Raw genomic sequence first — 13,056 nt, forward strand, 5'->3', positions numbered from 1 at the left:
TTAAGTATTGGAACTCCCGGAATGTCCATCGCCGAGTCCGCCCCGGCTGAAATCGCGAAAGCCACCGTCACCGCGGCCAAGCCGCAGCTACCTCCCGGCGTCGTCACCGAAGGCCCGCTGGTCCAGGCCAAGCTGCGCGAGAGCTACCTCCTGCTCGGCATCCTCTATGTCGGCGCGGTCGCGGGCATCGTCTGGGCCGTCACGCAGGGCGTCGGCAAGGTCGAGCTGTTTACGTTCGCCTGGATGTTCGCGCTGACGACGTTCGGCATCGGCGCCGGCATGCACCGCCTGTTCGTGCATCGCAGCTTCCGCACCGGCCCGATCATGCGCGTCTTCTTCTGCGCCATTGCCCAGATGGCGGTGCAGGGCTCGATCGCCAAATGGGTCGCCAACCACCGTCGCCATCACCTCTATGCTGACGGCGTCGGCGATCCCCACAGCCCACAATTCGACGGCTTCGGCAATCGCTATGCCAGCGCACTCAAGGGCTTCCTGCATGCCCAGGGCAGCTGGGTGTTCGACCAGGCAACCACCGACAACGAGTACTATGCCAAGGACATCCTCGCCGATCCCATCGCGATGTTCTTCGTGCGCACCCGCTGGGTCTGGTACGGGATGTCGGCCGTCTTCATCCCCGGCGTTGTCGGCTACACCTTCGGTGGCGTGCACACCATGATCGGCTGCGTGCTGTTCTCCGGCCTGCTCCGCGCCTACCTGCTGATCCTCACCAGCCAACTCACCGGCTCGGTCTGCCACGCCTACGGCTATCGCCGCTTCGAGGTCGACGACGCCTCGACCAACGAGTTCGTGACCACGATCCTCACCTTCGGCGAGGGTCTGCACAACAACCATCACCGCTTCCCGCGGGACGCCTATATCTCGCACGCCTGGTGGGAGATCGATCTCAATGGCCTGATCATCCTGGGCCTGGAAAAGATCGGCCTCGTCCACGATGTCTTCCACGCCTCGCACCGTCAGCTGGAGCGGGCCGAAGCACAGGCGGCCTCGACGGCGCGCTGAACCGGCAGGCGGCGGCCGCGCGGTGCGGCCGTCTTGCCTCCGCATCGCCGCCCTATCGCGGCCCCATTGCGGGATCAGCTTTTGACGGTCCGAGCCTCGTGCCGGACCTCAATTTGCGGACTTGCGATCGGGGGACCGGATGCCAGTCAACAAGATCACCTGGGACAGGGTCGGCCGGGTTACCGAGCCCGGCCGCTACATGTACACGTTCGGCTGGCTCACCATTACCGCCGGCGATCTCGAGATCTGGAAGCAATATCCCAACGCCGCCTTCACCCTGCTCGCGCACCATGCCGAGGCGGACTCGCCCATCGGCGAGGAGTTCCATCTCGGCGCCTTCGACATCGCCCCCGAAGGGCCGCCGCCGTTCACCACGCACTGAAGGCAGAGAGCAGGTGCGGGCCGGCCGGATCGCATCGCCACCGCGCGGCCGCACAACGAAGCGTGGCTAGGCCGCCTCGCTTGTCCGTACCGCGTCGGGATGCCCGCCGCCTCGCCTCTGGACTCGGCGCAGGGGCATGTGCATCGTGAATCGAAGAAGCCTGTGCACTCCCTTGATCTGACTTGCCAATTCGCACCCCGGCCGTGAGGCGCCGCCGTTGCCATTGATGGCGAAGCGGTTCTGTCATGCAATTGATTGCGCTCGTATTCTACCCTGGCGGCCCTGATGAACGTTTGCTGTCACGCGCGTTAAGCGAGGCGACAGCCAGCGCATGACACATGGTCGCATCGGTAGAAGTAGCTAAGCGGACCAAGGGAACCTATTTTCGGCGCCGATGTACCTGATTGAAGCGTTACCCACCGTCATCGGAACTGCCGCCATCGCCCCGGCGCTGCTGATGCTGTGGCTCGTCATTGCCGCCGAGGAACGTCCGGGACCGCCGGCCCAGGTCTGGACCGCGTTTCTGTTAGGTGCGGCCAGTATTTCGCTGCTGGGCCTCGTCCGCGCCCCCTTCGCCAAGATGGTTGCGGCCCCCGACAACCCCTGGGCGGCGCTGGCCATGCATTCGATCTTCGGAGTCGCGCTGCCGGAAGAAGCCGTGAAGGTGATCGCCATCGTGCTGGTCTCCTCGACCAAGCGGCGGACCTTTGCCAACCCGATGGACACCGTCGTCTATGGCGCCGCGGTTGGCCTCGGCTTCGCCGCCTACGAAAACCTCGCCTATCTGGTCCAGCATGCCGAGATGTGGCGCTCGCTGGCCGCCTTGCGCAGCGTGCTGACGGTGCCGTTCCACGGCGCGCTCGGCATCATCGCCGGCGCTTACCTGACCATCGCGCGCGCCGGCACGGCACTGGGTGCCAACCGCCACCATCGCGACTGGGCCCGCCTGTCCAGCCGCCTCTTGATCTTCGCCGGCCCGCTCGCGCTGCATTCGGCCTTCGACTTCCCGCTGCTGACCTTGCAGCGCATGCCGGATCTCGATCCGACACTGCGGATGTGGCTGGGCGGCGCGAGCCTCCTGATCGGCTTCAGCTCGATCGCCTTCGCCATCCGCCTGGTCCGGCGCGTCGCGCGCCATCACGCGCCGCGCACCGACGTCGCGCGGGAGCGGCTCAGCCAGTTGCGCCGGATGTGGGCGCTGCTGCTCGCCGGTGGCGGCGTCGGCTTCCTCGGCCTCGCCTTCGTGCTGACCTCGATCCATCACTGGCTGATCAACCCCGAGCGCAACCTGACGCTGGCGCTGATCCCGATCGGCTTCGTCTCGATCCTGCTCGGTCTTGCACTTCTGATCGTCACGATCGCGATCTACATTCTCGGACGCAACCGCGTTCGTACCAGTGGCGAAGGTTTTTCGTCGGCGCACGGCGGCGGTTGATGCACGGGATGGCGAGCGCTCGGCGCGCATAGTAGATTGGACGCACCGGCTGCCACGTTAGGGGTCATCATGACATCGCCCGACGATTTTTCACGACTGCAATCCGCGATGAGCCAGGCGGTGAAAGCGCATTGGAAGGCCTTCCTGTTCGAAGGCATCCTGCTCGCCGTGCTCGGCATTGCCGCGCTGATCGTGCCGCCGCTCGCAAGCCTTGCGACCGCGATCTTTCTCGGCTGGGTGTTTTTGATCAGCGGCATCGGCGGGCTGATCGTCACCTACTGGGCGCGCACCATGCCGGGCTTCTGGTGGTCGCTGATCTCGGCTGCGCTCGCCGTGCTCGCCGGCATGCTGCTGCTGGCCCGGCCGATGCAGGCCGTGCTGACGCTGACCATCGTGCTCGGCGCCTATTTCCTCGCCGAGGGCGTCGCCACCATCATGTACGCACTGGAGCACCGCCGCGAGCTCAGCGGCCGGTGGTCGTGGCTCCTGATCTCGGGCCTGGTCGACATCGCGATCTCGTTCATGGTGATCACGGGGCTGCCGAGCTCGGCGGAATGGGCGATCGGCGTCCTCGTCGGTATCAATCTGCTGTTCGGCGGCGCCACCCTGATCGGCATGGCGCTGGCGGCCCGCAACAGCAACACCTGAGGGCTCTCGTTGCCCGACCGCCCGATTGGGGGGTGACAAGGCGCCGATGGCACGCTATATGGCCTCCATGATCACCGTCGCCACCAGCTATTTTTGGTACTTTAGCTACGACAGCTTGCTGGCGGCAGGAGGATCGCGCTCAATCTGAATATTGAAGCAAACGTCCGAACAGCCGCCAGACCTGGCGGCTTTTTTATTGGCCGGCAGGTTCAAACAAACAGGAGCCCGCCGTGCTGAGCACGACTGACGATCTTCGTATCCGCGAACTGAAAGAGCTGAGCACGCCGGAAGAGGTGATGCGGGAAGTCCCGCGCACGCTCACGGCGACCCGTGTGGTCATGGCCGCGCGCAACGCCATCCATGCCATCCTCACCGGCCAGGACGACCGCCTGCTGGTCGTGGTCGGGCCCTGCTCGGTGCACGATCCCAAGGCCGCGCTCGAGTATGCCGACCAGCTGGCCAAGTTGCGCGAGGACCTCGCCGACCAGCTCGAGATCGTGATGCGGGTCTATTTCGAGAAGCCGCGCACCACCGTCGGCTGGAAGGGCCTGATCAACGACCCCGATCTCGACGGCAGCTTCGACATCAACAAGGGCCTGCGGCTGGCGCGCAATGTGCTGTCGGCGGTGAACAATCTCGGCCTTCCGGCCGGCACCGAATTCCTGGATATGACGACGCCGCAATACATCGCCGACCTCGTGTCCTGGGCCGCGATCGGCGCGCGCACGACCGAAAGCCAGATCCATCGCGAGTTGGCGTCGGGCCTGTCCTGCCCGGTCGGCTTCAAGAACGGCACCGACGGCAATGTGCGGATCGCGGCGGACGCGGTGAAGTCGGCCTCGCATCCGCATCATTTCATGGCGGTCACAAAACTCGGCCGCTCGGCGATCGCCTCGACCGCCGGCAACGAAGACTGCCACATCATCCTGCGCGGCGGCAGCAAGCCCAATTACGATGCGGCAAGCGTCGCGGCGGCCTGCAACGAGCTCGCGAAGTCCAGTGTCGCGCCGCTGGTGATGGTGGACGCGAGCCACGCCAATTCGAGCAAGAAGCCCGAGAACCAGCCGCTGGTGATGGCCGACATCGCCGGCCAGATCTCCGGCGGCGAGAACCGCATCATGGGCGTGATGATCGAGAGCAATCTTGTCGCCGGCCGCCAGGACGTCGTGCCGGGCAAGCCGCTCGTCTACGGCCAGAGCATCACCGATGGCTGCATCGACTGGGCGACCACGGCAACCGTGCTGGAACAGCTCGCCGACGCGGTCGAAATCCGGCGTAACGCGCAGCGCGCGGGACTGCACGAGCGATCGGCCTGAGGAGAGGCCAATGCGGGCGGGGCGATGCTGTTCGCGCCCTGCCCGCTATTATCTTTTGAGCATGATCTTTCCGGAAAACCGCTTCACACTTTTCCGGATCATGCTGCGATCAGCAGCCGCGGCAGATGCTCTTGATCTTCTTGTCGAGCAGAGCGTCTTCCTTGTTCACGGGATTGTTCGGATCGCTCAGGTTCTTCTCGCTCGGCACATCGCTGGCGCGCGGCTGGCGATGACCAACAGGGGCCGGCAGCACCGATCCGGAGGACGCGCCGCTTGATGTCGATCCCTTGGAGCCGCCGGTCTGTGCAACCGCCGCGCCGCCAAGCAAGACCACGAGCGATGCTGCCAGCATGATCTTCTTCATGTCCTTATCCTCCGTTCTCAACGGGCGCTCCCACCATCACCGCTCAGGTCTCGGGCGGATAGAGATGAACCTCGCCGCAATAATCGACGATACGATAACGTGTTTCGGCTTCCGCATCACGTGCGTCGGGTGCGGTATTTTGTGCCGCCAACACGTAATTCGGCCCGACCGGCGACTTGCCGGCGCCGCCGGGAATATCGATGACATAGTCAGGCTGACACAGTCCTGACACCCGTCCGCGCAGCTGCCGAATCAACTCCTGTCCTTCAGCCAGCGTCGTTCGCAGATGCGCCGTGCCCGGCGCGAGATCGCCGTGATGCAGATAATAGGGCTTGATCCGGCATTCGACGAAAGCTCGCATCAAATCCGACAAAGCGGCCAAATTGTCGTTGACGCCGCGCAAAAGCACGGACTGGCTGACCATGGGAATGCCGGCATCAACGAGCCGCGCGCAGGCGGCACGGGCACCTTCCGTGAGTTCGCGCGCATGATTGGCATGCAGCGCAACCCAGGTCGTCGCGCCCGGAACCTTCAGCGCCGCGACCATCTCGTCGCTGATCCGCGCCGGGTCGGCCACGGGCACGCGGGTGTGAAGGCGGATGATCTTGACGTGATCGATCGCAGCGAGATCGGCCATGATCTCGCTCATGCGACGCGGCGACAGCATCAGCGGATCGCCGCCGGTCAGGATCACCTCCCAGATTTCGTCATGCGAGCGAATGTAGTTGATCGCAGCCCGATAGGCGCTATCGGAGAGCGCGTTCTCCTTGCCGGGCCCAACCATCTCGCGGCGGAAGCAGAACCGGCAATAAACCGCGCAGACGTGAACCAGCTTGAACAGCACGCGATCGGGATAGCGATGGACGATGCCGGGAACCGGCGAATGCGGATGATCGCCGATCGGATCGGCGTTCTCGCCCGGCTGCATCTCCAGTTCCGCGGCCGTCGGAACGAATTGCCGCGCGATGGGATCGTCGGGATCGGAGATGTCGATCAGTTCGACCAGCGCCGGCGTGATCGCGACCGCATAGCGCGCGGCGACGCGCTCGAGCGCGGGCAGCGCCGTGGCGGGAGCAAGCTGCTCGGCCACGAGCTCGGCGGGCTCGCGCAGGGTGCGTGCAAGATTGGTCTTCGTCATGTCTCGCTTAACGTTTTTTCTGCAGGCGGCGTCCACACCACCTGATCAATCCGTGTTGCGCCGCTCGCCAGCATCACCAGCCGGTCGAAGCCGAGCGCGACGCCGCTGGCTTCCGGCATTGCGGCGACAGCTGCCAGAAAATCCTCATCCAGCGGATAGGCCTCGCCATAGCGGTGCTGCTTCTCGGCCATCGATTCCGTGAAGCGGCGGCGCTGCTCCTCGGCGTCGGTCAGTTCGCCAAAACCGTTGGCGAGCTCGACGCCGCAGGCATAGACCTCGAACCGCTCGGCGACCCGGGGGTCGTCTGCCTTCACCCGCGCCAGCGCCGCCTCTGGAGATGGGTATTCGAACAGGATGGTCAAACGTCCCTGCCCCAGATGCGGCTCGACATGCTCGACCAGGACCTTGCTGAAGATGTCCGACCAGGTGTCGTCCTCGGCGACGCGAACCTTGCCGGCGGCCATTCGGGCGAGCGCGGCACGGTTACCCTCGCCGCCCGAGATTGTCGACAGCAGATCGATGCCTGCGAACCGCTCGAAGGCAGCCGCGACCGTGAGAAGCTCCGGCTCGGCGAAGGGGTCGGCGGTGCGGCCGCGGAAGGAGAACGTCCCGATTCCGGTCGCCTGCGCCGCGCGGACGATGACGGCGACGGTGTCGGCCATGATGGCGTCATAGGGGGCGCTGGCCCGGTACCATTCCAGCATGGTGAATTCGGGCAGGTGCAGGTCGCCGCGCTCGCGATCGCGGAACACCCGGGCGAACTCGAAGATTCGGGTCTCCCCGGCCGCCAGCAGCTTCTTGCAGGCGAATTCGGGCGAGGTCCGCAAGTAGCGGCTGGCCCGGCTGCCGTCCGGCCGCATGATCTCGGTCCGGGGGGCGTGCAGATGGGTCTCATTGCCCGGGGAGACCTGGAGGATGGAGGTTTCGACCTCGATAAACCCCTGTTCGGCGAAAAAGCCCCGTAAAGCTCCAGTCACGGCGCCCCTGGCCTGGAGGAACGGCCGCCGGTCGAGGTGCCTGCCGGGCGACCAGAACGGCGAGATCGGCTTGTCCCCAGCCATTAACCGACCGCTCCGCAGTCCAGCAAAAAGCTGGCATCCAGCGGCAAAATCAGTATGTTGCGGCCCGAAACGGGCGCCGAGGTCCGATTTGAGGCCCCAAGTCCCCCATCGATTTGACCACGTCCTGGCCGCAGCCGGGCCAAGCAAGCAGGAAATACAGCTTTGAGAGTCATCGCCAGTTCTATTCGCAAGGGCAACGTGATCGAGCAAGACGGCAAGCTTTATGTCGTCGTGAGCGCCGAGAACATCCATCCCGGCAAGGGCACCCCGGTCAGCCAGATCGAAATGCGCCGAATCTCGGACGGGGTAAAGATCTCCGAGCGCTACAAGACCACCGACCAGGTCGAAAAGGCCACGATCGAAGAGCGCAACTACACCTTCCTGTATGAAGATGGCGACGGCTTCCACTTCATGAACCCCGAGACCTACGACCAGGTCCAGGTCTCCAAGGACGTGGTCGGTGATGCCGCCGCGTATCTTCAACCGGACATGACCGTCAAGCTGTCAACCCACGATGTCAACGTGGTCTCGCTCGCGCTGCCGCAGCGCGTGACGCTGGAAGTGGTCGAGACCGAGCCCGTGACCAAGGGCCAGACCGCCTCGTCGTCCTACAAGCCCGCGGTGCTGTCCAACGGCGTGCGCACCACCGTGCCGCCGCACATCTCGGTCGGCACCCGCATCGTGGTGATGACCGAAGACGGCTCCTACTCCGAGCGCGCCAAGGACTAAGCGAGGGATCAGCACAGGTGCCGCCGGGGGGCGAGACAGTGGTTGGGAAGAGTTTCCGCTTCGTCTCGCTCATTTTGGCGTCGCTGTCGCTCCTCGTTTTCGCTCCGCTGGCCGCGGAAGAGTTCCGCAGCCCCTCACTCACGGCCCTGCGCGTCGATTGGCGCGCAGCGCTGGACCAGTTCCGCGCCGAGATCAACAGCCATCCGCAGATCGCCGGCGATTTCATCTTCGTGCCCCGCCGCTCGGTGCCGCGCTACGATCCGCGCGCAACGCCGGCCCTGGTGCAGCTCAACGGGGTCTCCTCGCAATTCTTCACCGGCATTGCCCGCAGCGCCGTGCCCGTACTGCTGCCGTTCGATGTTGGCGCCTATCTCGAGGCCCGGCGCAGTGGCGCGCCATCGAGCCTGTCGCTGTCGCGTTATCAGGCCGATTTCAATCCGATCGACATGTTCGACGCTGGTCCCGCCGGTTACAGCGCGACCTTTTCGCTCGAGCCCGGCGCCGGTGACGGCATGCCCTCGCGCGTCTTCGCACGACCGGTCGAGGTGCAGATCACCGGCTCTGCGCTGCTCTACGACATCGCCGATCCCACCGGCGGCAAGGGCGAGCCGGTCAAGCCGCTCGCGACCCTTTATCCAGACCTGCGCCGGTTCATCCGCGAAGGCTATGTGCGCTACGCCTTCACGCGCTTCGGCGTCGCCTATGTGGTGTCGGTGCAGTGCCTCGACAGCGTCGCAAAACCGCGGCGGCTCGCCTGCAAGGAGGCCTATCCGGTTGCCGAGCGCTTCCTGAAGGCCCTGCGCGTCGCCGGCGGCCAGCGCATGCGGCCGCTGACGGACATTGCCTCCAACGTGCTCGATCGTCCCGCGGCGCGCTCACCCGATTTCAGCTATCGTCCGAGCGGCGACATCATCCCGAACACCGGCTACCGCAACAAGAGCGGCCATCCCGACGTGATCGCCTATGCGCAGATCCGCTTTCCGCTGGAGAAGGCGCCCGCTTTCGTGCGCTCGCAGTCCTATGCCAAGCGCGACAGGAACGATGGCCCGACGGCCTATCCATGGCGCGACAATTTTTGCGAGTCCCGCAGCTTCGAAGTATGGCAATGCGCCGGTGGTTACGGCCACCAGGGCGAGGACATCCGTGCGGCCGAGTGTCCGCCGGCCGGCGAAGGCCGCGAACCCTGCGATCGCAAGCAGCGCGCGGTCGTCGCGGTGCGCGACGCGGTCGTGATCCGCGCCTCCAAGGACCAGGCTGCTACGCTTCAGGTCAACAGCCGGAACGAGCACATCCGCTTCCGCTACATGCACATGAATCCGCAGACGATGAATGCCGATGGCTTGCTCAACGGTCGCATCGTCGCCGAAGGCGAGAAGATCGGCGTGGTCTCGAACTATCTCGACCATCCCGCCGGCACGTCGATGCACCTGCATTTCGACGTCCAGGTGTTCACCCGCGACGGCTGGATCTGGGTCAGCCCCTACGTCACGCTGATTTCGGCCTATGAGCGCCTGATCCGCGCCCGCGGCCGCGAGATCGGCCCGGAGATCGCAGTCACAGCCCAGCCGGTGGCACATGCGCTGCCGGACGACGTCATCAAGCCAGACCTGCGCGAGGGATCGAGCAGCGAGGAGAATTGAGGCAGTTCGCGCCTCGCCGCGCAGCTTCCCGCCTCATGCATGCTCAGACTGGCCGGATCGGCGTCCAGGACCTTCCCGAAGCATCGCGCCTCCTCTGGCCCCAGAATTGCTTGGCTCTCGTTAGGCAAACTGGAAGAAGGGAAGCACATGCGTTGTCTCACCACGGCGGTCGTTCTGGCCGTCGCATTCGCCGTGCCGGCTCAGGCGGAGGAATTGACCGGCACGCTGAAGAAGATCAAGGACACCGGCGCGATCACACTCGGCGTGCGCGACAGTTCCGTGCCCTTCAGCTATATCGACGAGAAGCAGAAGACCGTCGGCTACGCCATCGACATCTGCATGAAGATCGTCGAGGAGATCAAGGCCGAGCTGAAGCTGGACAAGCTCGCGGTCAACGAGAACCTCGTCACCTCGTCCAACCGCATTCCATTGATGGCCAACGGCACCATCGATCTCGAATGCGGCTCGACCACCAACAACGCCGAGCGCCAGAAGCAGGTCTGGTTCACCAACACCCATTTTCTCACGGCAAGCCGCTTCGTGTCGAAGAAGGCTTCGAAGCTCGATCAGGTCGATGACCTCAAGGGCAAGGCCGTCGTCTCGGTCTCCGGCACCACCAACATCACCCAGCTCAACAAGGCCAATGCGGCCCGCTCGCTCGGCATCACCGTGATGAACGCCAAGGATGTCCCGGAGGCGTTCCTGATGGTCGAGACCGACCGCGCGGTGGCATTCGTCATGGACGACATCCAGCTTGCGTCCATGATTGCCTCGGCGAAGGATCCGTCGCTCTACGCCATCAGCACCGGCGCCTTCTCCGATCCCGAACCCTACGGCATCATGCTGCGCAAGGATGACGTGCCGTTCAAGACCGTGGTCGATCGGGCCACCGCAAAACTCTACAAGAGCCCGGAGATCGAGAAGATCTACAACAAATGGTTCATGGAGCCGGTGCCGCCGCGCGGCCTGAACTTCCACGTGCCGATGCCGGTCTCGATGAAGAAGTCGTTCGAGCACCCGTCGGACAACCCGGATCCGGCCTCATACGGGGGCTGACGGCACGCTCGACGCGTAGCCCAGATGAGCGAAGCGACATCCGGGAGCTTCACCACGACTGCCCCGGGTGTCGCTTCGCTCACCCGGGCTACGGTCAATCCAGATACGTCGTGAGCTGCGCGCCCTCGTCCGCGACGAACACCGCGATCAATTCCGCCGGCTCCGTCGCGCTCGCGTTCGCCGATACGAGATGCGTCGAGCCCGGCGGCTCGAAGAACGACTGGCCGACACCAAACGTCTCGACTGGGCCGCCGCCGAGCTGGGAGCGGATCTCGCCCTTGGTCACGTAGGCGGTCACCGAGCCCGCGTGGCGATGCGGCCGCGAAAATCCACCGGGACCGTAGAAGACACGCACGATGGCGACGCGCTTACCCGGCACGTTCGGCAATGCGTAAGAGCCGATCGGCTCGACCTTGTCGAGCGGCGAACTCTCGGCCGCGGTGGCGCAGAGCGGCGCCAGCGCGCCGGAGACAGTGTCGATCGTCAGCGGCAGCGCCTTGCCGATCGCAAACGCGCAGGCGAGCCCTGCGACGGCGGCAAGCACCGCCGAACGTGACGGCATCGGACGTTGCACGGCAGAAAAGCTCATGGCTGTCATCGTGATCTCCCTTGTCTCCATCAGGACGCAGCGGCGGCCGCCGCGGCCGGCCGCTTCGCCGGCGTCCAGCGAAACGCCGCGCCAAAACGGTTCCAGACATTGATCGATGCGACCGCCGAGGTCAGGTAGGTCAGCTCCGTCTCGGAGAATTCGCGGGACGCGTCCGCGTAGACCTCCTCGCCGACGCCATCGGGCAGACATGTCAGTGCCTCGGCCCAGGCAAGAGCCGCCCGCTCGCGTGCCGAAAAGATCGGCGCCTCGCGCCAGACCGCGACCAGATGGAGCTTGTCAACGGGCACCCCGATGCGCTCCGACAACAGAACGTGGTGCTGAACGCAGAAGGCGCAGCCATTGATCTGCGACGCCCGCAGCTTGACCAGCTCGAGCAGCTGCTTGTCGAGGCCCGCCTTGGCCGCCAGCTGGCCCAGCGCCAGCACCAGATCATACGCGTCCGGCGCGATCCGCTTGAAATCCTCGTATTCGCTGCGCGCGTGTGACATTGCCATGCACCTCGTGTTATTGTAAGAGCACTGATACTTTATAAGAGCTCTTATATGTTACGCAAGGCGTCCGGCATCACAAGATCGAAAACCTCGCGGAAGACGCCGGCGCCTGCCGACGACGGCGCGGTACGCGTGCCCGCCCCCGGCGAAGGCAAGCGCGGCGAAGAAGGCTATCTCGGCTATCTCTTGCGCCAGGCCCATGCCGCGGTTCGTCTGACGATGGAACGCACGCTCGCCGATCTCGGCGTGACGTCGCCGCAATTCGCGGTGCTGACGATGCTGAACGCCTATCCGGGCCTGTCAGGCGCCGACGTCGCCCGCCTCACCTTCCTGACGCCGCAGACCGTCGGCGTCATCATCCGCAATCTCGAGCGCGACGGCGCGATTGTGATGACGCCTCATCCAGTCCACGGCCGCATCCAGCAATGGACGCTGACGCCGCGCGGGGCGACGCTGCTGAAGGCCTGCAGGGAACGCGTGATCGCGCTGGAGAAGCGTCTCGCCCGGACTCTGGATGCCAAGGCCGAAACCATGGTCCGGCGCTGGCTCGCCGGAATCGCGGCGGATTTGCAGGAAGACTAGGCGGGCCTATTCGCCGCCGCCTCCGTCGCCGCATCCCCCGCCGTCATCGAAATCCGGGAGGTCGCCGGCGGCGCCATCGCCTTGAATGCCGCGGCCAAAGTTCTCGGCGATGATCATCAGGATCACGACGAACAAGCCGGCGCCGAAGGGCCAGGGATTGGCACGGATGATGTCGAACAACTCCCGCATGCGTGCATCTTGCGGCCGCAACAACGAACCGACCGTAAAACGGCTGACAGAAAATTGAGGGGTCGCCGGCGAACGAGCGGCGCTATTCGCCCTTCAACACTTTCTTAACCTCGCCGTCAGGCCAGCTCTCGCCGACGGCGATCACCCGCACGCGGGTTTGGTCCGTGCCGTTCACCAGCACATGCGAACTCACCCGGTCGCCGCTCGGCTCCAGGCGCAAGTCAGTCTCGGGCTTCCAGCTCAGCGTGGTCGCGAGGTCACCGGGGAAAATCTGCCATTGCGATCCGTCGTCGAGTTCGACGACGTGGCTTTCCGCATGCGCGCGTATCTTCATCCCACCTCGAATATTTCGATGAACAGACCATGTTCCGAGGGAATGCAGCAGTGCGACAGTT

General features: G+C 64.9%; 16 protein-coding genes. 9 read left to right on the forward strand and 7 right to left on the reverse strand.

Going from position 1 to position 13,056, the window contains the following annotated elements; genetic code table 11:
• Positions 1–21 precede the first annotated feature (21 nt).
• The 5 genes from JQ635_RS01450 to JQ635_RS01470 all read left to right on the forward strand — a co-directional run bounded on the left by JQ635_RS01450 (position 22) and on the right by JQ635_RS01470 (position 4,801).
• Positions 22–1,020 carry an acyl-CoA desaturase gene (locus JQ635_RS01450; protein ID WP_211408098.1) on the forward strand — a complete coding sequence of 333 codons (999 nt, stop codon included), beginning with the start codon at positions 22–24 and terminating at the stop codon, positions 1,018–1,020.
• Positions 1,021–1,159: 139 nt separating this feature from the next.
• On the forward strand, positions 1,160–1,402 hold the full coding sequence (locus tag JQ635_RS01455; RefSeq protein ID WP_211408099.1) for a hypothetical protein: 243 nt from the start codon (positions 1,160–1,162) through the stop codon (positions 1,400–1,402).
• Between the two features lie 394 nt (positions 1,403–1,796).
• Entirely contained in the window at positions 1,797–2,837 is a 1,041-nt protein-coding gene (locus JQ635_RS01460) for a PrsW family glutamic-type intramembrane protease (RefSeq protein ID WP_211408100.1), read from the forward strand.
• A gap of 69 nt (positions 2,838–2,906) precedes the next feature.
• Positions 2,907–3,485 carry an HdeD family acid-resistance protein gene (locus JQ635_RS01465; RefSeq protein WP_211408101.1) on the forward strand — a complete coding sequence of 193 codons (579 nt, stop codon included), beginning with the start codon at positions 2,907–2,909 and terminating at the stop codon, positions 3,483–3,485.
• Between the two features lie 230 nt (positions 3,486–3,715).
• Positions 3,716–4,801, forward strand: a complete 1,086-nt coding sequence (locus JQ635_RS01470; protein ID WP_211408102.1) for a 3-deoxy-7-phosphoheptulonate synthase — start codon at positions 3,716–3,718, stop codon at positions 4,799–4,801.
• Positions 4,802–4,910: 109 nt separating this feature from the next.
• Here the strand turns inward: JQ635_RS01470 and JQ635_RS01475 are convergent, their stop codons facing one another.
• Genes JQ635_RS01475 through epmA form a run of 3 tightly spaced genes read right to left on the reverse strand, consistent with a single transcriptional unit; the run spans position 4,911 to position 7,364 of the window.
• Positions 4,911–5,165: a hypothetical protein gene (locus tag JQ635_RS01475; RefSeq protein ID WP_211406314.1), complete on the reverse strand. Its 255-nt coding sequence runs from the start codon at positions 5,163–5,165 to the stop codon at positions 4,911–4,913.
• Between the two features lie 43 nt (positions 5,166–5,208).
• A complete protein-coding gene (locus JQ635_RS01480; RefSeq protein ID WP_211408103.1) occupies positions 5,209–6,303 on the reverse strand; it encodes a lysine-2,3-aminomutase-like protein in 1,095 nt (364 codons plus the stop codon).
• Positions 6,300–7,364 (reverse strand): EF-P lysine aminoacylase EpmA, encoded by a 1,065-nt coding sequence (gene epmA / locus JQ635_RS01485; protein WP_211408104.1) that lies wholly within the window; start codon positions 7,362–7,364, stop codon positions 6,300–6,302. Before epmA ends, JQ635_RS01480 begins: the two co-directional genes overlap by 4 nt.
• A 162-nt stretch (positions 7,365–7,526) precedes the next feature.
• On the opposite strand from epmA, the gene efp reads away from it, so the two are divergent.
• The 3 genes from efp to JQ635_RS01500 all read left to right on the forward strand — a co-directional run bounded on the left by efp (position 7,527) and on the right by JQ635_RS01500 (position 10,789).
• The gene (efp, locus tag JQ635_RS01490; protein ID WP_027557928.1) at positions 7,527–8,093 is read left to right on the forward strand and encodes an elongation factor P; all 567 of its coding nucleotides are present in this window, start codon (positions 7,527–7,529) and stop codon (positions 8,091–8,093) included.
• Between the two features lie 17 nt (positions 8,094–8,110).
• Positions 8,111–9,733, forward strand: coding sequence for a M23 family peptidase (locus tag JQ635_RS01495; protein WP_211408105.1), 1,623 nt, complete (start codon positions 8,111–8,113; stop codon positions 9,731–9,733).
• A 147-nt stretch (positions 9,734–9,880) separates the two neighbouring features.
• On the forward strand, positions 9,881–10,789 hold the full coding sequence (locus tag JQ635_RS01500) for an amino acid ABC transporter substrate-binding protein (RefSeq protein ID WP_211408106.1): 909 nt from the start codon (positions 9,881–9,883) through the stop codon (positions 10,787–10,789).
• A 94-nt stretch (positions 10,790–10,883) separates the two neighbouring features.
• Here JQ635_RS01500 and JQ635_RS01505 read toward each other — a convergent pair whose 3' ends face one another.
• Together JQ635_RS01505 and JQ635_RS01510 are read right to left on the reverse strand one after the other, a co-directional pair.
• Positions 10,884–11,387, reverse strand: a complete 504-nt coding sequence (locus JQ635_RS01505; RefSeq protein ID WP_211408107.1) for a cupin domain-containing protein — start codon at positions 11,385–11,387, stop codon at positions 10,884–10,886.
• A gap of 20 nt (positions 11,388–11,407) precedes the next feature.
• On the reverse strand, positions 11,408–11,887 hold the full coding sequence (locus JQ635_RS01510) for a carboxymuconolactone decarboxylase family protein (RefSeq protein ID WP_211408108.1): 480 nt from the start codon (positions 11,885–11,887) through the stop codon (positions 11,408–11,410).
• Between the two features lie 54 nt (positions 11,888–11,941).
• On the opposite strand from JQ635_RS01510, the gene JQ635_RS01515 reads away from it, so the two are divergent.
• Positions 11,942–12,472 (forward strand): MarR family winged helix-turn-helix transcriptional regulator, encoded by a 531-nt coding sequence (locus tag JQ635_RS01515; protein WP_211408109.1) that lies wholly within the window; start codon positions 11,942–11,944, stop codon positions 12,470–12,472.
• Between the two features lie 6 nt (positions 12,473–12,478).
• On the opposite strand, the gene JQ635_RS01520 is transcribed toward JQ635_RS01515, so the two are convergent.
• Positions 12,479–12,661: a hypothetical protein gene (locus JQ635_RS01520; protein ID WP_211408110.1), complete on the reverse strand. Its 183-nt coding sequence runs from the start codon at positions 12,659–12,661 to the stop codon at positions 12,479–12,481.
• Between the two features lie 82 nt (positions 12,662–12,743).
• Positions 12,744–12,995 (reverse strand): hypothetical protein, encoded by a 252-nt coding sequence (locus tag JQ635_RS01525; RefSeq protein WP_211408111.1) that lies wholly within the window; start codon positions 12,993–12,995, stop codon positions 12,744–12,746.
• Positions 12,996–13,056 lie beyond the last annotated feature (61 nt).

This window comes from Bradyrhizobium iriomotense, from assembly GCF_018130765.1.
In the GTDB taxonomy this organism is placed as follows: domain Bacteria; phylum Pseudomonadota; class Alphaproteobacteria; order Rhizobiales; family Xanthobacteraceae; genus Bradyrhizobium; species Bradyrhizobium iriomotense_A.